The sequence below is a fragment of the Stakelama flava genome (genome assembly GCF_019351405.1).
Taxonomy (GTDB): domain Bacteria; phylum Pseudomonadota; class Alphaproteobacteria; order Sphingomonadales; family Sphingomonadaceae; genus Sphingomonas; species Sphingomonas flava_A.
This window is the reverse complement of record NZ_JAHWZX010000004.1, coordinates 15,199-38,766: the sequence shown is the minus strand read 5'-3', so window position 1 is coordinate 38,766 and position 23,568 is coordinate 15,199. Positions and strand designations below refer to the sequence as shown.

Sequence of the window (23,568 nt, the reverse complement as noted above, 5' to 3'; positions counted from 1 at the left end):
AGCGGAACGCGTCCCTCAGCCATGGGTTTCGCGGTGCCTGTCGAGCGTCTTCGATGCGTCCGACAGCGCGTTCAGCATCTCGCTTTTCCATCCGCCGGGCGAAAGCATCCGCACTGCCGAATGCGCGGCGCATACTATCGGCGTTTCAGCCCAGCGATCGACAAGATCGCGCGCCCAGTCGGTATAGGCATCCGCCGCGCCCGAACGTGGTTCCAGTGCCTTTGCCAGCATCGGGTGAAACCGAAGGCGCGGCGATACCAGGGATTTGAACGGTCCCGGCGCGTTGAAACTGTTCAGCGTATCGTCGACATGCACCACGCCGCTCTCGCGATGCCGAACCAGAACCGAGCCGACATGCACCCGCTCATCGGCGCTGATGAAATCGACGCCGGCGGGAATCGAAAACTCGAACAGATCGGCAAACTGGTCCTGTACCGCCGCCGCTTCGATATCATCGCTTTCCCAGGGCAGGTCGGGAAGCAGATCGCGATGGCGCCGCGTACCGATCAGGCGTGCATGCGGCAGCAATGCATGGATCGCGCCGCAATGAAGCGTGTGAAACGGATGGACATTCAGCACGGCATCGATCGAATGTCCGCCATCGGTCAGCGAAAGCAGGTCGCGGCGATCCTCTTCGCCGACATCGTAGCTGTCGATCAGTATGAAGCGGCCGTTTGCCCGGCGCACCAGCGACATTTGCGTGCCGACGTTCAGAATGCCCGCAATGCGGTAATCGCCGCGAATATTCCAGAAATTCCCGGCAATCCGTCGCATCGTCGCTCGCATCCTTTAATGGACCTGGGGGATAGCCTCAGGCGTCAGACAGTGATGCGACAAAGGATGAGCGGCAGCGATGTTCCTTTATTTCAGTGTCTTGCCAATCAACCCTGATTCTTGCCTTGAGAATAGTCGCGATACCAGTCGACGAAACGGGGCATACCGACATTCAGCGGCGTGGTCGGCGCAAACCCCAGATCGCGTTCGATCGCGCCGATATCGGCGAAGGTGGCTGGCACATCGCCCGGTTGCATCGGCTGATAGTCGCGAATTGCCTCGCGCCCGACGGCCGCTTCGATGGTGGAAATCAGATATTCCAGCTTTTCCGGGCGATTGTTGCCGATATTGTAGAGTCGGTGCGGCGCATGGCTGCCCCCCGCCTTTTCCGCGCCGTCATCAGCGGGCGGATGATCGAGCGCGGCAACCACCCCTGCAACGATATCGTCGATATAGGTGAAATCGCGCAGCATATCGCCGCCGTTGAAGATTTTGATCGGCCGCCCCTCGCTGATCGCCGAGGTGAAGAGCCATGGCGCCATGTCGGGCCGGCCCCAGGGTCCGTAAACGGTGAAGAAGCGAAGCCCCGTCTGCGCGATGCGATAGAGATACGAATAGGTTTCGCTCATCAACTCATCCGACCTTTTGGTCGCGGCGTAAAGCGATACCGGGCGATCCACCCGGTCTTCCACCCGAAAAGGGGTCGAAGCATTGGCGCCATAGACCGAGGAGGATGAGGCATAGACGAGATGCATTGCAGATCGCGTGCGCGCCAGTTCGAGAATATTGACGTGCCCTGCAAGATTCGAACGGACATAGGCGCGCGGATTTTCGAGCGAATAGCGTACGCCCGCCTGCGCGCCGAGATGGACGATGCGGTCGATCTCATGACCCGAAACCGCTTCATCCAGCGCGGTTTCATCGGCGAAATCGCATTGTACGAAGTCGAACCGCCCCTCGCCCGTCGCTTCGCCGATCCAGTCGAGCCGATCCTTTTTCAGCGATACAGGGTAATAATCGTTCAGATTGTCGATCCCCAGCACATGCTCGCCACGCGCCAGCAAAAAGCGGGCGACATGCGCGCCGATAAACCCCGCCGCCCCGGTAACAAGAATGGGCACGCTTTTTCCTCTTCATGATCGAAGCGCTGGCCAGCACCAACCCGTGGCAAGGCCTTACCGATGCATCACCGCAACGCACAATGAAAATTGTTATGTTATGTTGTCACATTACGCAAACCGCGCTAAGCGATGCCGCGATCAGCAAGAATCAAAGGGGTTATGATGTTGCGTTCTCATCTCCATGCCGGCTGCGCGCTCGCCGCGCTTCTGGTGCCGGCCGCCGCGTTCGCTCAGGACACGACGGCGACCGATCAAGACAGCTATCACAGCCAGCCAGGCACCGATATCATCGTGACCGGCGTGCTGCCCATCACGCGTCAGGACATGCTGTCCGGGGTGGCGGTGCTTCAGGGCGAGCAACTGACCCAGGCGCTGCGTCCCTCGATCGGCGAAACGCTGGCCAAGACGCCGGGCGTTTCGGCAACGTCGTTCGGCCCCAGCGCATCGCGCCCGGTTCTGCGCGGGCTTCAGGGTGAACGCGTTCGCGTATTGACCGACGGCCTTGGCTCAATCGACGTTTCGAATACCTCGGTTGATCACGCGGTCGTGGTCAATCCGCTGCTTGCCGATCGTATCGAAGTGCTGCGCGGGCCGCAGTCGCTGCTGTACGGTTCTTCGGCGATCGGCGGCGTCGTCAATATCATCGACAGCCGCATCCCGCGCGCCGTCCCGAACGAACCGGTCCATATCGGTGCGCTGGCGAGCTATGGCTCGGCGGCGGAAGAGCGGTCGTTCGCAGGGTCGGTGGACGTTCCGATCGGCGGTCACTGGGTTGCCCATGCCGACGGCAGCTATCTGAAGACCGACGATCTGGACATTGGCGGCTATGCGCTGACGCCCGATCTGCGCCGTGAAGCACTGGCATCGGCTGACCTGCCGCAGGATCCGGACGAGGAAGAGCCGATCGATTTCGCGGCCAATGCGAATGTGAAGGGAACGCTGCCCAATTCGCAGTCGAAGACATGGACCGCCGGCGCTGGCATCGCGTATATCGGCGATGGCGGCAGCTTCGGCCTGTCCTACAGCCATTATGACAGCTTGTACGGCGTTCCGATCCGATATGCCACCGAACCCGGTGAAGAACAGGAAGCGCCGCGGCTCGACCTGCTGCAGAATCGCGTCGATGCGCGTGTGGAGGTCAATACCGGCGGCGGCGTGCTCGATAAGATCGCGCTTCGCTATGGCTATGCCAATTACCGGCATTACGAACTGGAGGAAGACGGCGAGATCGGCACCGCCTTCTACAATAAGGGCATGGAGGGCCGTCTGGACCTGACCCAGGCGAAGCATGGGGCATGGAGCGGCGTCACCGGCGCGCAATTCTATATCCGCGACTTCAATGTCGAGGGCGAAGAGGCATTCCTTCCGAAGAACAGTACCGAACAGGTCGGCCTGTTCACCCTGCAGCAGCTTGATTACGGGCCGTTGAAGCTGGAAGCCGGCGCGCGGTATGAAAATACGGTTCTGGAAGGCAAGCCGACGCCCGAACAGCCGCAATTCTTTGACGGAGAGCGGTCGTTCGACGCGTTTTCCGCCTCGCTGGGCGCTTCCTATGGCCTGACGGACAATTGGCGCTTCGGCATCAACCTGTCGCGCACCGAACGCGCGCCGGCGGCCGAAGAGCTGTTCGCGAACGGTCCGCATGCCGGCACCGAAGCGTTCGAGGTGGGCAACCCGGATTTCAATCTTGAAAAATCGTGGGGAGTCGAGGCGATACTGCATGGCAGCGGCCCCGGCTACACGTTCGAAGCATCGGCCTATCACACTTGGTTTTCCAACTTCATCTACGAAGACCAGACCGGTGCGATCGAGGACGGCCTGCCCGTCTATCAGTTCCAGCAGGCGGACGCCCGCTATTACGGGTTCGAAGTCCAGGGTTCGGCCACGCTGGCGAAGATCGGCGACGCGGCGATCGTTGCCGACGGCACGGCCGATTATGTCCATGCGACGATCGAGGATGTCGGCCCGGCTCCGCGCATTCCCCCGCTTCGCCTGCTCGGCGGGCTGGGCGTGAACATGGAGAAGTTCGATGTGCGCGGCGAAGTCGAGCATGTCTTCGAACAGACGCGCATTTCGGCCTTCGAAACGTCGACCGACGATTTCACGCTGGTCAATGCGCAGGTGAACTATCGCCCTTGGGGCAGCGACCGTCCGCTCAGCTTCTCGCTGTCGGCAAACAATATCTTCGACGTGAATGCGCGTCGGCACGCATCCTTCCTGAAGGATTACGCGCCGCTCGCCGGTCGCGATATCCGGGTCACTGCCCGCATAGATTTCTAAAAGATATGCCGGGCGGCCGGGCGGTTGGCGAACAATCCGCCCGGCCTGCCGTCACTTTCAGGAAGCGGAAAGCGGCGGAATCGTCCAGACGACGGTCCCGCCGCTTGATTTTATAGCGAAGCGAATCAATGTCCGCCAAATGTCGTGCGGACAAGCGCGATTGCCAGGATCGCGCTGACCAGCAGCGCGCTTCCCGCCGGGCTCTGTTCGCGCGGGCTGGGCATCAGTTCGGATGTCGCGATAAACAGGAAAATGCCCGCGAAGATCGCGACCAGCGCCGCCAGCGCGGGTTGCGAAAGCACGATGAAGCTGGCCAGGGTCGCACCGATCACCGGCGCTATCGCATTCGCGCCGAGCCAGCGCCGCGCCAGCGCGGCCGTGCCCGCCCGCCTGGTGACCAGGGAAACGGTGTTGATGCCGTGGGCAAGCCCGTGAACGATCGCCGCACACGCCATCAGCAAGCCGGTATCGAACGACAGTGAAAAGCCGATCCCCGCCATCAACCCGTCGATCAGGGCGTGCAGGAAAAAGCTTGCCGGGCCGAGATGCCGCCCCAGAATGTCGCTGTTCGCGGCCGTCGCCCGATCCAGCATCAGATATCCGGCATAGCCCAGCGCGGCGATGATGAAGGCGGTGGGACCGGCCCATACCCCGGCGCTAAGTTCTACCGCTTCGGGCAGCAACGCGATCAGCGCGATGGCCAGGATTGCCCCGGACGACAGCGACAGCAGCAGCGTCCGGCGGTCGAGCATAGCGCGAGCGATGACGCCTCCGGCAAGGATCGAAAGCCCCGACAGGATGCCGAAACCGACGGGCAACAGGAAATGCATCACCGGGCCGCCGGGGCGCGCGCCACCCGGCCTTTCGCATCAGCTGCCGACAACCGGTCGAGCCGCCGCCAGGGCGCTCCGATGATCGCGGCGGCCGATCGGGCCGGGAAACGGGTCATGCGCAAAATCCTTCCTGATGATATAGTGTATCATACCAATCGGGGCCGCCGGACGTCAACGCTATCCTTGCCCGAAAGATACGATGGTGGACATATCGCGCCGGCGCTTCGCCGATCTTTTTATTCAGCGTGCCGCAAATCAGGCGCCTGGGGAAGCGCCCCCGCACGCTTTCGCCGCAGGGCGCGCATTCGCCCGATCATGCCCGAAACGATCATATCGCGTCCGCCCCCCTGCGGCAGCGTCCGGCAGTCCGGGACAGAAACGTACCGCGGATGGATAGCGCCCGATCGGATCGCGGCACGACACATCCGCCACCACAGTGTCGATACATCCCGATCCACCGCCTCGCACGCCGCGTGCGACAGCGAATGATGGGCAACAAATGCCGCGCGAAGCCGCTCGACCAGCGCGAAAACACGGCGCAACACCGCCACATCCGGCACTGGATGACGCGCCATGACATGCCGTACCACCATCGCCGTTTCCCGCGTATCGGCAACGCCCAGCAATTTGGCGTGCTGTTCGGCGAGCAATCGCGTGGCGCCGGCGAGCATCCGCGCTTCACCCCGGTGCGACATGCTGTCTGCGACGATACGGTACAGCGTCAGCGGCTCGGCGATTTCAGCGATCCGCCCGAACGCGCGAAGGCGGTGATACAGATCGAAATCCTCGACATAATGACGATCGGGCCGTTCGAAGGGGTCAAGCCTGCGCGCGGCGTCGGCGCGGAACATGGTCGAGGACCAGACAAGCGGATTGCGGGTCAGCATCATCCAGTCGATCAGGTCGCTTCCCATCCCCATCGGCCGGGGATGCGGGCGCGTCACGCCGTTTTCATACAATAGCGACCCGGTGCCGACCAGCACGACATCCGGGGTGCCATCCAGAAACGCAACCTGCTTTTCGAACCGTTCGGGCAGACACAGGTCATCATGGTCCAGTCCCGCGATATAGCGTCCGCGGGCAAGCGCGAACGCCTGATTACGGGCATGGACGCAGCCCGCGTTTCGCGGCGCGCGAACCACCCGAAGGCGCGGATCGCCATAGGCGCGCACCACTGCCGCAGTGCCGTCGGTCGAACAATCATCCACCACGATCACCTCAAAATCGCGCATGGTCTGCGCGATCAGGCTATCGAGCGTTTGGGCGATCAGCTCCGCGCCATTATAGGCGGGGATAATCACGCTTACCGCAGGGGCCGGGATCGTCATGCCGCCGCCCGCGTGCGGTCCTCCAGCAAGCGATCGACGATCATCGCACCGACATCGTTCTGCCACAGCCACAGGCCGTTCGCTTTGCCCTGAAAACTCGGTTCGCCGCCCAGCCGCCCTTCAGGAACGAATCCCGCGGCGAGTCCGATGCCATAGACGCCGCGAACGGCATCGCCGCCGGCGTCGATAACCTCGCATGCCTGATTGACTAAGCGCGGCCTGCCCACCGCATCGGCCGCCAGCGCAATGCGCTCTCCCTCGATATCGTGAAGCGCGAGCCCGTTGGGGCGATAGCCGAGCGCGGCGATGACGATGTCGGCGCTTTCGATCGCCTCTCGCGCGGCGATCTCGGATTGGGTCGTGTCGATCATCGCGACACGCGGATCGGGTTCGCGCCCACCGATTGCCAGCATGCGCAGGATCAGTTCGCGCGCCTCCAGCCGGAACCCCGCCAGCCGATAGACGAAGCCGCTGACCGGGCAGATATCGGCGTCGTCGAAATCGTCGAACCCATCCGCGCGAGCCGCCTGCGCAGACGGATAAAAGGGGCGCAGCGGCCGGCGGTGGATCAGCCGAATCGCGCCTGCACCCAGCGGCAACGCCGGTTGCGCCTTCAGCAGCAAAGCAACCGTGCTGAGCGCGCTGGTCGAACCGCCCACCACCGCGATACGCGGCGCGGGCACGCTTGCCAGCGAATCGCGCAACGCGACGACGCCGCCGGTACGGATCACGCTTTCGCTCAAGATCAGCCGCTCGCCCGCCAGATGCGCCAGCGTATCGCCCGCCACCCTTTCTGCACGGGCGCTTGCCATGGATTGATGTCCACCGGTCGCGATCAGGATTTGTTCGGCGGTCACGTCCCGGACCATGTCGTTTGGGTCGCGCAGCGTGACCGACCAGCCGCCACCGCGCAATTGCCGCGCCGATCGAACCTCGGTCCGTCGCAGGATGGTTGCGCCTGCGCGCTCGGCGATCGCGCCCAACCGTTCGCCCAGTTCGCGAAGAAAGGGAGGCGTTAATGCCAGCGGAACGCCGAGCGCACCCTTATACCGTTCGATGATCCGCGTGCCGGGCATGTCCGCCATAGCGGCGATTTCGGGATAGGGACTTTGCGCGATGGCGGTGAGGAAGGTTTCGGCGGTACTGTCCGAGGTGATGGCGTATTCGCCGAGCAGTCCGGTGCCCAGCGTTTCGCCGCGTTCGACGATCGTCAGACCACTGCTGACCAGTTCCTCAATGCGCCCGGCCCGCGCGGCGGCGACCAGCACCGCCATGCCGCCGGGCCCACCGCCAACGATCACCGTTCCCGTCCCCGCCCCGTCCGGCACCATGCCAGCCTGCGCCATGACGCGCGAGGGAGCGGCAGTTCGCGCGAGCGCATCGAGCAGCGCGCTGGCGATACGCGGCACATCCGCCGTGTTCATCCCCTCATGCAGCGGCAGGCTGAGCACTCTTTGCGCGATGTCGTCGGCAACCGGCACCGCTTCGCACTGCGCGGTCGCGGCGAAATGCGGGTGTTTTCCCAGATGCGGTGAAAAATAGCTGCCCGCCCCAATGCCGTTTTCGGCCAGCAGCGCAATGATGTCTTCACGTCGTTCGGAAAGGTCGCGCGGCAGAAGCAGCGACAGAAACTGCGCCAGCGGCCGTTCGCCCGAAAGCTGCTGAAATTCGAACCCGCGCAACGCCGTGTGATAGGCGGCAAGCAACTGGCTGCGATGCTTGCCGACCGCATCGATCTGCGCCAGCTTCGCCCGCGCCATCACACCCAGTATTTCGGGCAGTTTGGCGTTCAGGCCGCTTCGCGTCGCCAGCCTGGGGGCGCCGAAGCCGAAATTGCCCATTTCGCGGATCGCGGCGATGCGGCGCGCATCCCCCGAATAGACGAGCCCGCCCTCCGCCGTGGCGAAGGATTTGGTCGCATGCATCGAAAAAACGGTCGCGAACGGATATCCCGCGCCGAAGCCGCGGCCACGTTCGTCCAGCGCGCCGAGCGAAGCGGCGGCATCGATCACCACGCCGACACCGTGACGATCGGCCATGTCGCGATAGCGATCAAGGTCGATACAAGTGCCGAAGGTGGCATAGGGCATGACGAGCGCGATCCTGTCGCCATAGCGGGCAAGCGCCGCTTCCTCCGCTTGTTCGCACGCGCTCCAGTCCGCAGGATCGCTGTCGATGAACAGCGGGGTCAGACCCGCCCATTGCGCGGCGTGCGCGGTGGCGGCGAAGGTAAAGGCGGGCATCATCGCATAGCGTTCGCCGCGCCAGTCGCGACCGGCCGCCTCGCGCGCTGCAAGCATCAGGCCTAGCGTCGCATTCGCCACCGCATGGCATTCGCCTTCGTCCTGAAAGAGTTGCTCCAGCGCTTCGGCCTCGAACGCGCTGACCTGCGGCCCGGCATTGCTGAACTGGCCCGATTCTTCCACTTCCCGAAGCGCGTCGCCCATCATGCTCAGCCGCGGCGGATGCGGCGAAATCAGTGGAATAGCCTTTGGCGCCATAACCCTTCCCCTGCGAAACGCGCTGCATGCGCATTCCTTCGGCAATGGCGGATGCCAGAAGATGGATTATAAATGATGAACGCGCCCGCTTGTCGTCAGAGCGTGGCAAACGCGTCCAGTAATTTCCCCACATCGCGTTCGTCCTGATACAGGCCGAAACCGATGCGCAGCACATCACCACGCGCGTCGGTAACGATATCGCGCTCAAGCAGCGTGTTCTGCCAGCGTTGCGCATCGCGCGACCTGAAAGCAAGGAAACGCGCCTGCCCCGTCTCGGCGGGTTGAAGCAATTCTGCCCCGGCCAGCTTCGTACCGCCGATGCCGTCCAGCACGGCGCGTTTCAGGCCGAGCGCATGGTCGCTGATTCCGGCGGTGGTCAACCCCTCGTCGCGCAGCATCTCCCGCACCGCGACAAATCGATACAGGCCGGAGGGATCGAACGTCGCACCAAGGAACCGGCGCGCATCGGGGGCGTAGCCGACATGCCCCGGCGGCGCAGCCAGATCATCGAACTCGGCATACCAGCCGGTCAGCACGGGACGTTCGCCAAAGCCGGGCGGCGCATGCAATATCCCGACGCCCTCCCCCGACATCGCGTACTTATAGCCGCCCGACAGATAGAAAGCGCGATCGGCAAAGGCGGATATATCGGTCTCCACCGCCATGAAGCCGTGATACCCGTCAATCACAACCCACGGCCTGTCGGGGCGCGACAGCGCGGCGACCTTCTCCAGCCCCTGCATCACCGCGCCTGTGCCGAACATAACCTGGCTGATGAAAATCAGATCATACTCAGCCCGGCCCGCCTGTTCGACCATCCGCTCGGCAAGGTCGTCTGTGACGGCAAGCCGGTCGATCACCGCTTCACCCGCCGCTTCCCAGCGCTGCGCCTGACGGCGGAAGCTGTGAAATTCGCCCTCGCTGGTCAGAATGCGCAGCGGGCGATGCGATATAGCCGAGGCGATGCGGATGAGGAAATCATGCGTGTTGCCGGCAAAGACGATGGTGGAAGGATCGGCGACGCCGATCTCCTCGGCGACATAATGCTGCGCAAGCGGCCATATCTCCTCCATCACCCGCCCCCATTTGCGGTCGGCGAGGCGCGCCGCATCCTGCCACGCGGCAAGCTGTCCGACATAGCTGGCGTCGGGCCAAAGATGATGGCTGTGCGCAGCGAAATGAACGCGCTCCGGCGCAGCCGCGAGCGATCGGGCAAACAGATGCTTGTAACTGTCGGTCACAGCATCGTCCGCAACTGCCAGAGTTCGGGAAAGGCGCGCTTGGACAAAGTGGATTGCAGATAGGCCACTCCCGCCGTGCCGCCCGTCCCCTTTTTCCCGCCGATGATCCGCGACACGGTCAACACATGCTTGTGCCGCCACGTCGCAAAGGCATCGTCGATATCCATCAGTTTTTCGGCAAGCTGATAGAGCGCCCAGTATCGCGTCGTGTCGCAATAGACCTGAAGCCAGGCCTCGGTGACGCCGGGATCGGGTTCATAGGGTTCGCTCCATTCGCGTTCCAGCGCCGACCGCGGCACGGAGAACCCGGCGCGCGCAAGCGCTGCGTTGGCATCGTCCCACAGGCTTGGTTCAAGCGCCGCCGCCTGCGTCATCTCGCCATAGCGCGGGCCGTCGCGCACCCCCAGCATCACCTCCACGGTGCGGAACTGGTCCGACTGGAACCCGGAACTGGTGCCGAGCACATCGCGAAAGCTGGTATAGTCGCTGGGCGTCATGGTGGTGAGCACGTCCCAGGACAGCGTCATCACCGCCTGAATGCGCGACACCCGGGCAAGCGCCTTGTACGCTTCGACCAACTGGTCGTCGGCGATGAGCGATTTGGCGAGTCCGATTTCGGATATCGTCTGCTTCAGCCACAATTCCTTGGTCTGGTGGATGATGACGAACAGCAGTTCGTCATGCTTGTCCGATACCGGATGCTGCGCAGCCAACAGCTGATCGAGCGCCAGATAGCGCCCATAGGTCATGTCATCGTTCATATCCGCATCGTGTAGGCGTTGCGGCGGCAAAGCTGAAGGGGCACCGCTCATTGCCCTGCCGGCGCCGGGAAATCGGGCACTTCGGGCGGAATCGCGGCGTTGCGCCAGCGTTCGACGGCGGCGGCGTGCGGCACGCCCTTCGCATCGGTGTCGCGCACGATCAGCGCCGCCTCCTCCTGCCGCGTGCCGCCCAGCGTCACCCCGCTATGCACCCAGAAAACGTCGGAGGTGAAGCCGGTTCCGGGCTGCGGAGGCAGGCCCGCGTCGGAGAAATCCTCCTTTGTCAGATATCCGCGCTGCCGCCGTATGCTCAGCAACCGGTCGACCGTCGCTGGATCGTGGAACAGCAGCGCCATCAGTTCGGGGGTCGCGGTATTCAGGTTGATGTCGTGCTTTCCCGGCAGCGCGGTGACCATGGTTTCCAGCCGGTCGGCAACCGCCGGGTCGATGCCCGTCAGGCGGATCGGGCGAAGATCGGATACGGGGCCGTATTCGCGCACCAGCTGCGCCGCCGCCAGCGCCTGCGTCTCGTTCAGCCCCGCAGCCAGCGCAATCCTGCGGAACAGCACCAGGTCGGATGCGTCATGTTCACGAACATTGTTGATGTTGAACCGCCCCTGCGCGTCGGCGATGGAAAGATCGAACGTGCCGCCGTCGATCCTTGCGTCGCGTTCCTGCAACGCACCCCATGGCTCACCGGCATAATCAATGCCGGGCGCGTCGATCAGATCGCGGCGAAGCGCCACCACCGCCGACATCTCCCCTCCGCGCGCGACGGCCAGCGCGCGTGCCGCCTCGCTGGAACGGAGCGCATGGTCGAGCGCCAGTTCCTCGCGATTGATCATCAACAGCACCAGTCCCGATGCGATCGCCACGAACAGCAACACGTTGACAAGGATCATTCCCCGCTCTTCGTCGCAAACCGCGCGGTTCACTGCGCGACTCGCGAGGCGTCGGCGGGAAGCGTCACCACCCGGCGAAGCACGCCGTCCTTCGTCTGCAACGTCACCGCCACCGCGTCGGGCCGCGCTTCGGGATCGAGCGGGTCGATCGGCCAGCGATCGCGCCACACGCCATCCTTCAGAAATTGCCACGCGCCCGACGACACGTCGTTCAGCGCCACCTGCGGATGCTCCCCCGCGATACGCAGCAAGGTGCCGTTCGCGATGGCGTATTGCACCGGCACCGGCGGTCCGCCCAGGCCGGGGGCGGCGCGGGTCAGGCTGACCGCATCCCCGCCGCCCGCGATCGGCCCGGCGCTTATCTGATCGAAATCGCTGGCGATGACGAACATCGCGCGCTGAACGGATGCCGTGCGGTCGAGCCGCCCTTCGGTACGTTCCTGCACCCCCATTACACCGTCTACCAACCCAAGCCCCGCCGCCGCGATCAGCGCGAACAGGCCAAGGCTGACCATCACCTCGATCAGCGTGAAGCCGCGCTCACCAGAGGCGGAGACCATGGTCATGCCCCGCGACTGGTCGCCACCTTGCGATAGCCGCCCGCTTCGGCCACCAGAATGGCGAATTCGCGCGACACCGACCCGTCGGTACGAAAGCGCACCCTGCCCGTCGCGCCATCGAACCCTTCGTCGCGAAGCACGCCTGCACGGCCGAGCATCTTTGCGGTGCGAAGCTCTCCGGCGATGGTCGCCGCGTCATAGGCAAGCGCCGCGATCGTCCCCGGATCGCCGCCATTGCGCGCCTGATAGCGCTGCGCGAAGTCGCTGAAACTGTCCGGGTCAGGGCTGGCAATCCACGCGCCCTCCAGCGTATCGAGCGCCTGCGGCCGGTGATCGAGCGCCTCCAGCGTGCCGAGAAGCTGAATACCCGTGCCCGTCAGGTTGCGCGCAACGGCAAGCGCCGTATCGCTGCTACCGGGAACCAACACGCCGTCGGGCGCTTCCCCGGCGACGGGAAGCGGCTGACCGGGCACGACGTTCAGCACGCGCGCCTCCATCGACAATTCGCCCTGCATCGCCACCGCCGCCTTCGCCGATGCGCTGGCCCAGGCCGATCCGTCCGAAATCACCGCCACCGACCGCACCCCGCGAGAGCGGGCATAGGTCAGGATCGCGCCGGTGACCTGTCCCGGCGTGATCCCGAACACATACGCGCCGGAATCGCGCGCTGCGGGATCGTTGGTGAAGGCGATGACGGGAATATCCCCGACATTGCGCGTCACCGCCGCGACATCGCCCGACAATAGCGGGCCGAGGATCAGCGCCGCGTCGCGCTTCACTGCCTGTTGCGCGGCGATCGCGGCGCCCTCCGGGCTGCCGGCGGTATCGAAAGCGGCGATATTGCCATTTTCGGCGAGCATGGCGGCACGTTGCATGGTAAGGCCAAGCCCCGCTCGCGCACCGGTGAGCGGCACCAGCAACGCCACCGGCCGCTCGTCCCTGTCACGGGCAGCCGCAATCAGGGGGGAAGCGACCCATGCCGTCGTGGACAGTGCCAGGCCGGATCGGATTTGCGTCAGAAGCTGGCGTCGATTCATCAATTCTCCCCGATATCGATCGGCGACGCGCTCGGCGACGCACGATCATCTTCGCGGTGGTCGGCATAGTTGCATATCTTGTCGCCATCGTGGCGACCATGCCTGCCAGCGTACTGGTGAAGAACCGCGCCTGGCGGACAGGTGTTTCGGGCACGGTGTGGAACGGCGAGGTTGGCCTTGCCGGCGGCAGCGTGCTCAGCTGGCACTTCGCACCGCTGCGTTCGCTTACCAGTCTGGGCTTCGCGGCCGACTGGCATGCGGTGGGCGCGGATACTGATATCGGCGGGCGAATGCTGGTTCGGCCGGGAAGAACCGTCCTCGATCATGTCAGCGGATCGGCCGACGCCACGCTGATCAAGGCGATCCAGCCGCTGCCTTTCGACTGCGCGCTGACCATGCATGTCGAAATGCCGCGTATCGCCCTTGGCGGCGGCGATGCGGAGATTGAGGGGCAGGTCGCGAGCGATTCGGGCACCTGCGCCCGTCCTGGCGGCAGCGCCACGCCGGTTCCGCCGCTGATCCTGACCGCCGAGCCGCTGGGCAACGAAACCCGCATCCGCCTGACCCCGATGGCGCAGCGGCGACGCGAACTGATGACCGCCACGCTGAGCCAAAACGGCGCGCTGTCGATCACCATGACGCGCGACGGCGCGGTTGCCCTTCCCTTTGCCGGATTGCCGGCCGGGACGACGATCGACGCCAGCTTCTGAACCGCCCGACATGCGCTGGCATTGCGCCTGTCGAAGTGCCATCTTTCTTTGCCCGAAAGAACCGGCCCTGCGCCCCTCGCCCTCGGATATGGCACGCATCACGCCGCGACCAGATTGTTGAGGTTGATGATCGGCAGCAGGATGGCAAGCACCATCAGCAGCACCAGCCCGCCCATTACCAGCAGAACAAGCGGCTCGGCCAGCGCGACCAACGCCGCGACAAGTGCATCCAGTTCGCGCTCCAGCTCGTTCGATGCGCGCCCCAGCGCAGGACCAAGCCGCCCCGAAGATTCGCCCGCCGCAACGATCGCGACCAGCATCGACGGAAACACCTGGGCCTCCTGCATCGCGGCACGCAGGGTCAAGCCTTCACGCACCCGCGCCGCGACATTCAGTGCCTTGTCGCGGACATACAGGTTGGGCGTCACCGCCGCCGCCGCATGCAGCGCCTCGACCAGTGGAACCGAACTTTCGACCAGCGTCGCCAGACTGCCGGCGAATCGCGCCGCGTTGAACTGTTTCGAAAATCGCCGGGTCACGCGCGAATGGCTGAACGCCCGGTGGATGCGAAGCCGGTTTCCCGGCCGCGCCGCCCAGCGATTGAAAATCAGGAAGCCGGCAAGGAAGACAAGCGCGGCATATAGTCCGAAATCGCGGATAAAGGCGCTGATCGCGATCAGCGCCTTGGTAAGGAAGGGCAGATCGGCGCCACGGCTGACGAACACTTTCACGATGTCGGGAACGACATAGATCATCAGCAGCACCATCATGCCGAACGACACGATGGCAAGCAGTCCGGGATAGAGCAGCGCGAGGGCGAGTTTCTGGCTGTTTCCCTGCCGCGTCTCGACGAAATTGGCGAGGTGGTTGAGGACGTGCGGCAACCGCCCCGATTGTTCACCCGCCGCGACCGAGGCGCGATAGAATTCGGGAAAGGCTTTGGGATGCTGCGAAAGCGCGCTGGCGAAGCTGCGCCCGTCAAGGATCGCGCCGCGCACTTCGGTAATCAGCGCGGCGACGGCGGGTGCTTCGGATTGCGCGGCGACAAGGCGAAGCGATTCCTCGATCGGGATTTCGGACCCGACCAGTGTCGCGATCTGCCGCGTTACCGTGGCGAGCTGGCGCGCTGAAATACGCCCTTTGCGAAAGCGCGGCAGTCGGATCGCACCGGCCCCGCCACCGCGTTGCGCGGCGGGCACGACCGACAGCGGCAGCAGCGACTGATCGCGAAGCATCGCCCGCGCCGCGGCCGGACTCGCCGCCTCGATCATGCCCTTGCGGCTGGCACCCGTTCTGTCGGCGGCCCTGTAGGTAAAGGCGGGCATCAGCCCTCGTCCCGGGTGACGCGCGCGACTTCCTCGACGCTGGTCAGCCCGACGCGCACCTTGGCGACGCCATCCGAAAGCAGGCTGGGATTGGCTTTTCGCGCCTCGCGCTCCAGGTCGGCCTCCGACGCACCATCATGGATCATGCCCTGCAACGTCTCGTCCACCGCCACCACTTCATACAGGCCGGCGCGGCCGCGATAGCCTTCGCCGTGACAGGCGTCGCACCCGACCGCGCGCCAGACCGGTTCGCCCGATGCGATGGCGCGGCCGAGCAGGACCGAATCGGCCTCGCTCGCGACATCCTTGCGCGCGCAATCGGGGCACAATTTGCGCACCAGCCGCTGCGCGCACAGCCCGACGACCATCGGCGCGAGCAGATAGCGTTCGACCCCCATATCGATCAGCCGCGTGATCGATCCCACCGCGCTGTTGGTATGCAGTGTCGACAGGACGAAATGCCCGGTCATCGACGATCGCACCGCGACCTCCGCCGTTTCGTGATCGCGAATCTCCCCCACCATAATGACATCGGGGTCCTGTCGCAGGATCGCGCGAAGGCCGCGGGCGAAGGTCATGTCAGTTTTCGGATTGACCTGGGTCTGCGCAATGCCGGCAAGTTCGTACTCGATGGGGTCCTCAACCGTCATCACATTGCGCTTGCGATCGTTCAGGCGAGTGAGCGCAGTATAAAGCGTCGTCGTCTTGCCCGATCCGGTCGGGCCGGTGACCAGCAACATGCCGTGCGGCCGGTCCAGCAATCGCGCGAACACGGTGCGGTCGCGCTCGCTCATCCCCAGCGCCGCCATGTCGAGCGTCATGCCGCCGCGTTCGAGCAGGCGAAGCACCACCCGCTCGCCATGCTGGGTGGGGATGGTCGAAACGCGCGCATCGACGTCATGTCCGCCGATACGAAGCGTTACGCGGCCATCCTGCGGAATGCGCTTTTCGGCGATGTCGAGCTTGGCCATCACCTTGATACGGCTGACCAGCAACGGGGCGAGCGCACGCTGCGGTTCAAGCACGTCGCGAAGCACGCCGTCGATGCGAAAGCGGACCACCAGCCGCTTTTCCTGCGTCTCGACATGAACGTCCGAGGCGCCTTCCTTGATCGCCTCCATCAACAGCGCGTTGATCAGGCGGATGACCGGCGAATCGTCGCGGCTGTCGAGCAGGTCGTCAACCTGCGCTGCGCTGTCGGCAAGCGCGGCGAGATCGGTTTCGTCCATGTCGAAATCGGCTGCCATTCCCGTCCGATCGGCATATGCGGCGGCCAGCGCCTCGTCGAACGCTTCCGGCGCAACCTCGCGCTGCGCAGCGTCCGGTGCGATCCGCTGCACCTCCAGCAGCGCGTCGAGCGTTGCGTCGGAGCGGTAAAGACATTCGGCGGCGGCATCGCCATCGTGCAGCAGCACCCCGTTGCGCCGGGCAAAGCCGTAGGGAAGCCGCACGCTCGCCATGCCGGGGGAAGGAAGCGTCATCTTATTCACGACGCGAACGTCACCCGCACATCGACCCGGCCTGGCGCGTTCGCCTTCACGATCTGCGCGTCCGTCACGGCAAGCCCGCCCTGCGCCGCCCCGGCAAGCCAGTTGACCACCCCGTCATACGGAACGCCGCTCGCGCTGGCGGTGAGCGGCGCGCCGTCGCTTGCGACGGATATGGCAACTCCCGCCCGCGCCGCCGCACGGGCAATAATCTGGCGCGGCGTTCCGGCGGGCGCGGCGGGCGGGTTGACGACCAGCGTTCCGGCCGCGCGCATCCGGGCAAGCAGGGTTTCATAGGCGCGGATATCGCTGCGCGCATCGGCACGCGCCGCCTGAAGCGGCTTTATCACGCCATAGATCAGTATAAGCGCCGCGATCAGCGTGCCGAGCGTGCCCACCATGATCCGTTCACGCCGCGACAGGCCGCTCCACCAGCTTTCGAGGCGCATCAGCGATGCTTCCAGACCCGACCGTTCGATGATCCGCACCCGCGTCATGGCAACATCGCCACCACGCGCACCGTTCCGTCGTCGCCACCCGTTACCCGCGCGTCGATCGACGCGTCGGAGAGCGCAGCGCGTATCCGGGGTAGCGCGTCTGGTTCCAGCATTCCCATTTCCAGCGTCATAGCATCGGCGCGATAGCGAATCGAATGCATCGCGATTGCACCCGATAGCGGTGCGAGCGCCGCCGACACACGATTGAGCATCAACACGAACCGGTCATCGCCGACGGGGGTGGGGATCATGTCCGCCACCTGCCCCGTCAGATCGTCGCCAAGCGCCGCGCCCGGCGCCATTTGCCCTGCCAGCGCGCGAACCTCGGCCGCGCGGCGGTCGGCAATCGAGCGCAGCAGAATCGTGTCGGCGGTCGCGATGGTAGCGTGCGCGGCAATACCGATGCCAAGAATCCAGGCGAGCCGCCGCCCGAAGCGGTTGCCGCCCGGAAGGCTGCGGCGCGCATATGGTCCCTGCCGCAGGTCGAGCGCGGGACGTTCCAGCAGGCGCGCCATGTCGCCAGGCGCTTCCTCCCCGCGCATCGCATCGGGCAGCGGCGCGCCATAGCTGATCGTGGCCGGTTCGCCTTCGCGCCGCCATGCCGCTTCCAGCATCGCGGCAGGCAGGGCGAAGCCGCCGCCATCCGCCGTGCGAACCAGCGCCCGCTCACCCGTCAGTTCGACCGCCCAATGCCCCTCGGGCGGCACCGGCAGCGCCAGCGCGTCGGGCACCATCGTGGCATGCGACAGTCCGGCGGCTTGCGCCTGTGCGATCCATTTCTCCATCGCTTCATGGCGGACCACGCCGACCAGATAGCGCTTCGGCGCGATTTCCTCACCCAGCGCGAGATGCACCGTCTCCGGCGCTTCGGCGATCCTGTCCTCGATCGCGAAAGGCAATGCCTCGCGCCGTTTCGCCCGGCTGGAAAGCGGCAGGTCTACAGTCAACAGGCGGACGGCTTCACACGGCACGAGAATGGTTGCCGGGCCTTGCGGATCGATTATGCTTGGCTCGGCATCGGAGAACGTCCAGATTCCACGCACATGCTCTCTAACGTCGCCATTGGGCGGAGTGTGTGTAATATTGCTTTCACGGACAGGACGCATGGGACAGCAATGCGCATAGTTTCAAAACAGAATTGTTACACCGTGGCAGGGCGGCGCGCCCACGGCAAGGGCCGTGATGTTCCGCACGGCGAAACCGGCCTCACGCTGGTGGAGATGATTGTGGTGCTGGCGATCATCGCGATCGTCGGCGCGCTGATCGTCACCAACGTCATCAGCCGCCCGGACGAGGCGCGGGTCACAGTGGCCAATACCGATATCAAGACGATCTCTTCGGCGCTGAAAATGTACCGGCTCGACAATGGCGATTACCCGACCGAGCAGCAGGGGCTGAAGGCGCTGGTCGAAAAACCGACCACCCCGCCCGTACCGCGCAACTGGAGCGCCGAGGGGTATCTGGGCGATATGCCGCAGGACCCCTGGGGCAATCCCTATGTCTACAGGACCGGTCCCGGCGGCTTCACGATCCTGTCGCTTGGCAAGGACGGGAAACCGGGCGGCGAAGGCCTGGACGCGGATATCGACGGCAAGCGGGAATAGCCGGATGTCCGGGGGGGACATAAGCAGGCGGGTCAGCGACGGCGAGCGGGGAATGACGCTGATCGAAATGCTGATCGTGCTTGCCATTATCGGTGTCGCCGCGGGCGCGGTATCGCTAGGCATCGGCGCGGCGACCCGCGCGCCGAGCGCCGAGGCGGAGGCGCATCGCCTCGCCACCCGGCTGCAGGCGGCGGCGGACGACGCGATGCTGGGCGATCGGCTGATCGCCTTCACCGTCAGGGATGACGGCTATGGCTTTGCCACCTTGTCGAATGGCGCTTGGGTGCCGCGCACCGACGATGCACTCGCCTTTCACACGCTGCCCGGTGGCATGCTGGTCAAACTCAGCGTCAATCCGCCGGTGGTGCTTGGCGTCGATGGATCGGGCGAGCCGCTGAGCGCCACCATCATCGCGGGCGACGAACGCTGGATCGTGCGTTATGACGGCCTTACCGCCACCGCCGCTCCGGCACCCGCCGCATGAGTGGAAACGAAGCAGGATTTTCGCTGATCGAAGCGCTGGTCGCGCTGGCGGTGCTCGCCATCGCGACGGTCGGGCTGATGGGCGCGGTGGAAAGCCACATCGATTCGACATTGGGGGTTCAGCGGCGCGCCACCGCGATGCTGATCGCGCAGAACCGGCTTGCCGAGCTTCAGGCAGGCGCGCCCGAAGCGGGCAGCCCGCGCGTGGAAATGCTGGGACAACAATGGCAGGTTTCGATGCATCAGGTGCCGACGTCCGATCCCCAGATCGCTCGTGTCGCCATTTCGGTGGGTCGTGCGGGCGATGCGGGAAGTCTCGCGACGCTTGACGGCTTTCTTGATACCGGAAAGACTCGATGATCGCAGACTATCGCCCCACACCGCGCCAGTTGCGCACCGCGATCGACCTGATCGCTGGCGCGATGGTCGTTTCGGTCGCCTTTGCGCTGGCCGGGCTGACCTGGCGGCTGGCGGGGCATGCCGGAACCGGTGCGATCACCGTCCCGTCGGCAGGCAAGCCGGTGCGCGTCGGTACGGGAACGGATTCCGCATTGGCGCTGTCACCTTTCGGCAAGGCGACGATCACCGATGCAAGCGTGCCGACCAGTATCGGCGCGGAGTTGAAAGGCGTGGTCTTCGCCGTGCCCACGTCGCTGTCCACCGCCTTTATCAAAGTGGGAAATGATGATCCGAAGACCTTCGCTGTCGGTGACCAGGTGGCAGGCGCGACCATCGCCGCGATTCGGCGCGACCGGGTGATACTGAACCATGGCGGGCGAATGGAATATCTCGCCTTTCCCGATCCGTTCCGCGCGCCCGGCGACGAAACCGCACGGCCGGGCGGCAACAGTGCCGGAGCCTCGGCGGTGACCGCCGCGCCGATCGCTCAGCCTGTACCCGCCCCGTCTCCGGCGGCCGATCCCGGCGCGCTGCTGTCGCGCTTCGATGCCCGGCCGACGCCGCAGGGCTATGCGATCGGCACCGATGCACCGCCCGGCCTGAACGCCGGTGACGTCATCACATCGGTCAACGGGCAAAGCGTTTCCGATCCCGCTTCGGCCCAGTCCGCGCTGGCCGCGGCCGCCGCCAGCGGCAGCGCCCAGGTTCAGATCCTGAGAAACGGAAAGACGGTTACCGTCACCGTTCCCATCCGTTAAAGGCAGTATTCGTGCTGAAACCCCTCCGCCACTTTTCCGCTGCGATTACCCTTGCCGGGATGCTTCCTTCCGTCGCCACCGCGCAGGTCGACGGCGCGCCCGCCGATATCGTGGTCAATATGCGCGGCGTGGACATCGCGCAGGTAGCCGAACAGATTTCGCGGCTGACCGGCCGCACGCTGATCCTCGATCCCAGCGTGAAGGGCACCGTGACCGTCACCTCTGCCGAGCCGCTGTCCCCCTCCGGCGTGTGGGAATTGTTCCAGTCGGTTCTTCGCGCCAACGGCTTCGCCGCGGTCCAGTCAGGTCGGGCGTGGCGCATCGTTCCGCAGGCGGCGGCGGTGCGCGACGGCGGCGTTCCGCGAAGGGGCGCGGGCGGGCAGGAACTGGTGACGCGGATGATTCGCCTTGCCAATGTTCCGGCCGACGATGCCGCACGGATCGCCCGGCCGCTGGTCGCCACATTCGGCAGCGTGGAACCGCTCAAAAGCCCCAATGCCATCGTGGTCACCGACTATTCGGACAATGTTCGCCGGATAGAGGCGCTGGTCCGATCGCTGGATGTCGGCGGCGGATCGAGCTTTGCGGTGATTCCGCTGGAAAACGGAAACGCGTCGGAAGTTGCCGCCGCGCTGAAAAGCGTGATGGGCGATGACGGCGCACAGGTCGCGGGCGATGCGCGAAGCAACAGTGTCATTGTGCGCGGGACGCCCGCCGCTGTCGCCGATGCGCGGCGGATGGTGGCGGGGATGGACAAGCCCGGCGGGGCGACGCCGATCACACGGATGTTCCGCCTGAACTATGCCGATGCCGAATCGGTTACCGAAGTGCTTCGCGGCATATTGGGCGGCGAAAGCACGAGCAGCGCCACGAATCCTGTAGCGCGCAGCCTGACGGGGCCGCGTATCGGCCTGTCGGGCGCGACGAGCAGTTCCGCGCTCTCCTCGCTCACCAATGCCAACAACGCCGCTTCGCTTGCGGGCACCGGCACGACAGGCACGACCACCACCAACAGCCTTGCCGACAATGGCAGCAGCGCCAGCGGCAACACGCCCGTTGCGCAAGGGTTTTCGACACCTGACATGACCGTTCAGCCCGCCCCCGAACTGAACGCGGTGGTGGTGCGCGGCACACCCAAGGCGGTGGGATCGATCGAGCCGTTGATCCATGATCTAGATGTCCGCCGTCCGCAGGTGCATATCGAGGCGGCGATCGCGGAAATCACCGGTGACGAGGCTGAGAAGCTGGGCGTTCAGCTTGGCCTGACCGCCGGCGCACTGACCAATGTCGAAGGCGGGGGTACGTCGTTCGACACAGCCGGCTATTCGCTCGGCACGATCCTGCAGGCGCTGGGTGTTACCGCCGGGTCCGCGCTCAGCACCGGACTTACCGCCAATGTCGCCATCGGCGACGATTTTTCGGTGCTGGTCAATGCGCTCGGCACATCGACCAACGCCAATCTGCTTTCGACGCCGCAGGTTACCGTGCTCGACAATGAAAGTGCGCAGATCGTCGTCGGGCAGAATGTGCCGTTCGTCACCGGTTCGATCCTGACCGACAGTTCGTCGGTAACCCCCTATACCACGATCGAGCGCAAGGATGTCGGCATCACGCTGAAAGTCGTTCCGCGCATCAATGCGGGCGAGGTGGTTCGCCTTGACGTTGCGCAGGAGGTTTCGTCAATTTCCCCGACCCAGCTTTCCAACGCATCGGATATCATCACCAACACGCGTCAGATCACGACCAGCGTGCTCGCCGATAACGGCCAGACGATCGTGCTGGGCGGCCTGATTTCCGACGATCGGCAGCATACCGAACAACGCGTGCCGCTGCTCGGCGATATCCCGGTGCTGGGCGAATTGTTTAAATCGCACAGCGAGGAACAGACCAAGCGGGTGCTGTTCGTGTTTCTGAAACCGACCATTCTTCGCAACGGGGAGGATGCGGGCGCGCTGGCGGCGGAGAAATATGCCCGGCTTCGGCAGGAAGAGCGCGATCTGAATAAGAAGGGCAGCCTGTTGATCAATCCACCGGGGCCGCGGCTGACGGTTGAAATCGACGGCATTTACTGATCGGCTTCGGCGTCATCGGACGGTGCCGGAACCGCAACCCTGACCTGCTCGCGACCGCGCTCGAAATAGGCGGAGTCCGCAGCAAGCGAAACCAGCCGCCATCCGTCGATGGAATCGCCGGGGCCAAGCGCGCGGCTCGTGCCGTCGACGCCACGCACCAGCGCGACCGCATCGCCATTGATCCTCCCCGCGATACCGACAAGTTTCGGCGCATCGGCGGGAGTTTCATCCTGATTGTCGAAACGGGCGGGCGCGAAAAGCGGACGGGAATAAAGCGCCCCGATTTCGGGCGGCGCGCGCGGCGATAGCTTTGTCGTCAGGTCAGACGGCCCTGAGGATCGTTGGGCCGACATAGTACCGAACGACAGCGCAAGCGGCACCCCGATGGCGGCGAGCAACGCAAGCCCCAACGCGATTGATTCGGGCCGGGTCAACCGCGCCATGGCACCACCAGTTCGGCATCAAGGCGTATCTTGCCTTGCGCGATCGCCTCCACTCGCCAGCGGACGAAGCGAACGAGCGGCTTTCCCCGTTCCAGCCGGTCGGCCATTGCGAGCACGGCATCTTCGCCACCCGAAATCCTAAATTGCATCGCCACCAACCCATCGGGCGCGGATCCGGCCGAAACCGATTCGACAAGCACTCCCTGCCGCGCCGCGTCACGCCTCAGCCAATCCGCGATCCGGCGTCGCGCATCGAGCAGCGTATCGGCGCGGACCATCTGATCGTCATCAAGGACGGCCTGCCGGGGCGAGCGCGCCTGTGTCACCCGATACCGCATATCGTTCAGCCGTGTTTCGGCCAGTGTTCGCGTATCGAGCGCCCCCAGCGCCATAGGGGTCATCAGCGCTGCTGCGATCAGCCCGATCAGCGCGCCAGCGATCAGATGCCCCAC

At 64.8% G+C, this 23,568-nt stretch carries 23 protein-coding genes; 7 read left to right on the top strand and 16 right to left on the bottom strand.

Going from position 1 to position 23,568, the window contains the following annotated elements:
* Nucleotides 1-15: 15 nt before the first annotated feature.
* Nucleotides 16-774, bottom strand: coding sequence for an MBL fold metallo-hydrolase (locus tag KY084_RS05500; protein ID WP_219237449.1), 759 nt, complete (start codon nt 772-774; stop codon nt 16-18).
* 107 nt (nt 775-881) lie between these two features.
* Entirely contained in the window at nt 882-1,895 is a 1,014-nt protein-coding gene (locus KY084_RS05495) for an NAD-dependent epimerase/dehydratase family protein (RefSeq protein ID WP_219237448.1), read from the bottom strand.
* Nucleotides 1,896-2,057: 162 nt separating this feature from the next.
* On the opposite strand from KY084_RS05495, the gene KY084_RS05490 reads away from it, so the two are divergent.
* Nucleotides 2,058-4,175 (top strand): TonB-dependent receptor, encoded by a 2,118-nt coding sequence (locus KY084_RS05490; protein WP_219237667.1) that lies wholly within the window; start codon nt 2,058-2,060, stop codon nt 4,173-4,175.
* 125 nt (nt 4,176-4,300) lie between these two features.
* Here the strand turns inward: KY084_RS05490 and KY084_RS05485 are convergent, their stop codons facing one another.
* The 8 genes from KY084_RS05485 to KY084_RS05450 all read right to left on the bottom strand — a co-directional run bounded on the left by KY084_RS05485 (nt 4,301) and on the right by KY084_RS05450 (nt 13,338).
* Nucleotides 4,301-5,005 carry a ZIP family metal transporter gene (locus KY084_RS05485; protein ID WP_219237447.1) on the bottom strand — a complete coding sequence of 235 codons (705 nt, stop codon included), beginning with the start codon at nt 5,003-5,005 and terminating at the stop codon, nt 4,301-4,303.
* Nucleotides 5,006-5,244: 239 nt separating this feature from the next.
* Nucleotides 5,245-6,336, bottom strand: a complete 1,092-nt coding sequence (locus KY084_RS05480) for a glycosyltransferase family 2 protein (RefSeq protein ID WP_219237446.1) — start codon at nt 6,334-6,336, stop codon at nt 5,245-5,247.
* Nucleotides 6,333-8,837, bottom strand: a complete 2,505-nt coding sequence (locus tag KY084_RS05475) for a DegT/DnrJ/EryC1/StrS family aminotransferase (RefSeq protein WP_219237445.1) — start codon at nt 8,835-8,837, stop codon at nt 6,333-6,335. Before KY084_RS05475 ends, KY084_RS05480 begins: the two co-directional genes overlap by 4 nt.
* A gap of 95 nt (nt 8,838-8,932) precedes the next feature.
* The gene (locus KY084_RS05470) at nt 8,933-10,078 is read right to left on the bottom strand and encodes an aminotransferase class V-fold PLP-dependent enzyme (RefSeq protein ID WP_219237444.1); all 1,146 of its coding nucleotides are present in this window, start codon (nt 10,076-10,078) and stop codon (nt 8,933-8,935) included.
* Nucleotides 10,075-10,839, bottom strand: a complete 765-nt coding sequence (locus KY084_RS05465; protein WP_219237443.1) for a tryptophan 2,3-dioxygenase — start codon at nt 10,837-10,839, stop codon at nt 10,075-10,077. The genes KY084_RS05470 and KY084_RS05465 overlap by 4 nt, the downstream gene beginning before the upstream one ends.
* Before the next feature lie 47 nt (nt 10,840-10,886).
* Complete coding sequence (locus tag KY084_RS05460) at nt 10,887-11,741, bottom strand: type II secretion system minor pseudopilin (RefSeq protein WP_219237442.1); 855 nt, start codon at nt 11,739-11,741, stop codon at nt 10,887-10,889.
* A gap of 29 nt (nt 11,742-11,770) precedes the next feature.
* Nucleotides 11,771-12,307, bottom strand: a complete 537-nt coding sequence (locus KY084_RS05455; protein ID WP_219237441.1) for a prepilin-type N-terminal cleavage/methylation domain-containing protein — start codon at nt 12,305-12,307, stop codon at nt 11,771-11,773.
* Nucleotides 12,304-13,338 carry a penicillin-binding protein activator gene (locus tag KY084_RS05450; RefSeq protein ID WP_219237440.1) on the bottom strand — a complete coding sequence of 345 codons (1,035 nt, stop codon included), beginning with the start codon at nt 13,336-13,338 and terminating at the stop codon, nt 12,304-12,306. Before KY084_RS05450 ends, KY084_RS05455 begins: the two co-directional genes overlap by 4 nt.
* A 98-nt stretch (nt 13,339-13,436) precedes the next feature.
* Here KY084_RS05450 and KY084_RS05445 point away from each other — a divergent pair, with 98 nt between their 5' ends.
* Nucleotides 13,437-14,048 (top strand): type II secretion system protein N, encoded by a 612-nt coding sequence (locus KY084_RS05445; protein WP_246586917.1) that lies wholly within the window; start codon nt 13,437-13,439, stop codon nt 14,046-14,048.
* Between the two features lie 98 nt (nt 14,049-14,146).
* Here KY084_RS05445 and KY084_RS05440 read toward each other — a convergent pair whose 3' ends face one another.
* From KY084_RS05440 to gspL, 4 genes are read right to left on the bottom strand one after another with little or no spacing between them, the layout of a single operon-like run.
* Nucleotides 14,147-15,373, bottom strand: coding sequence for a type II secretion system F family protein (locus KY084_RS05440; protein ID WP_219237439.1), 1,227 nt, complete (start codon nt 15,371-15,373; stop codon nt 14,147-14,149).
* Nucleotides 15,373-16,854 carry a GspE/PulE family protein gene (locus KY084_RS05435; RefSeq protein ID WP_246586934.1) on the bottom strand — a complete coding sequence of 494 codons (1,482 nt, stop codon included), beginning with the start codon at nt 16,852-16,854 and terminating at the stop codon, nt 15,373-15,375. Before KY084_RS05435 ends, KY084_RS05440 begins: the two co-directional genes overlap by 1 nt.
* A 5-nt stretch (nt 16,855-16,859) precedes the next feature.
* Nucleotides 16,860-17,357 carry a type II secretion system protein GspM gene (gspM, locus tag KY084_RS05430; protein WP_219237438.1) on the bottom strand — a complete coding sequence of 166 codons (498 nt, stop codon included), beginning with the start codon at nt 17,355-17,357 and terminating at the stop codon, nt 16,860-16,862.
* Nucleotides 17,354-18,463, bottom strand: coding sequence for a type II secretion system protein GspL (gspL, locus tag KY084_RS05425; RefSeq protein WP_281421886.1), 1,110 nt, complete (start codon nt 18,461-18,463; stop codon nt 17,354-17,356). Before gspL ends, gspM begins: the two co-directional genes overlap by 4 nt.
* Nucleotides 18,464-18,472: 9 nt before the next feature.
* Between gspL and gspG the strand changes: the two genes are divergently transcribed.
* Genes gspG through gspD form a run of 5 tightly spaced genes read left to right on the top strand, consistent with a single transcriptional unit; the run spans nt 18,473 to nt 22,673 of the window.
* A complete protein-coding gene (gspG, locus tag KY084_RS05420; protein ID WP_219237436.1) occupies nt 18,473-18,961 on the top strand; it encodes a type II secretion system major pseudopilin GspG in 489 nt (162 codons plus the stop codon).
* A 4-nt stretch (nt 18,962-18,965) separates the two neighbouring features.
* Nucleotides 18,966-19,445 carry a prepilin-type N-terminal cleavage/methylation domain-containing protein gene (locus KY084_RS05415; protein ID WP_425516718.1) on the top strand — a complete coding sequence of 160 codons (480 nt, stop codon included), beginning with the start codon at nt 18,966-18,968 and terminating at the stop codon, nt 19,443-19,445.
* On the top strand, nt 19,442-19,804 hold the full coding sequence (gene gspI / locus KY084_RS05410) for a type II secretion system minor pseudopilin GspI (protein ID WP_219237434.1): 363 nt from the start codon (nt 19,442-19,444) through the stop codon (nt 19,802-19,804). The genes KY084_RS05415 and gspI overlap by 4 nt, the downstream gene beginning before the upstream one ends.
* A complete protein-coding gene (locus KY084_RS05405) occupies nt 19,801-20,601 on the top strand; it encodes a type II secretion system protein N (protein ID WP_219237433.1) in 801 nt (266 codons plus the stop codon). The genes gspI and KY084_RS05405 overlap by 4 nt, the downstream gene beginning before the upstream one ends.
* Nucleotides 20,602-20,612: 11 nt before the next feature.
* Nucleotides 20,613-22,673: a type II secretion system secretin GspD gene (gene gspD, locus KY084_RS05400; protein WP_343227959.1), complete on the top strand. Its 2,061-nt coding sequence runs from the start codon at nt 20,613-20,615 to the stop codon at nt 22,671-22,673.
* On the opposite strand, the gene KY084_RS05395 is transcribed toward gspD, so the two are convergent.
* Together KY084_RS05395 and KY084_RS05390 are read right to left on the bottom strand one after the other, a co-directional pair.
* A complete protein-coding gene (locus tag KY084_RS05395) occupies nt 22,667-23,116 on the bottom strand; it encodes a hypothetical protein (RefSeq protein ID WP_219237432.1) in 450 nt (149 codons plus the stop codon). The two genes, gspD and KY084_RS05395, sit on opposite strands and share 7 nt — an antisense overlap.
* Nucleotides 23,104-23,568 (bottom strand): hypothetical protein, encoded by a 465-nt coding sequence (locus KY084_RS05390; RefSeq protein WP_219237431.1) that lies wholly within the window; start codon nt 23,566-23,568, stop codon nt 23,104-23,106. Before KY084_RS05390 ends, KY084_RS05395 begins: the two co-directional genes overlap by 13 nt.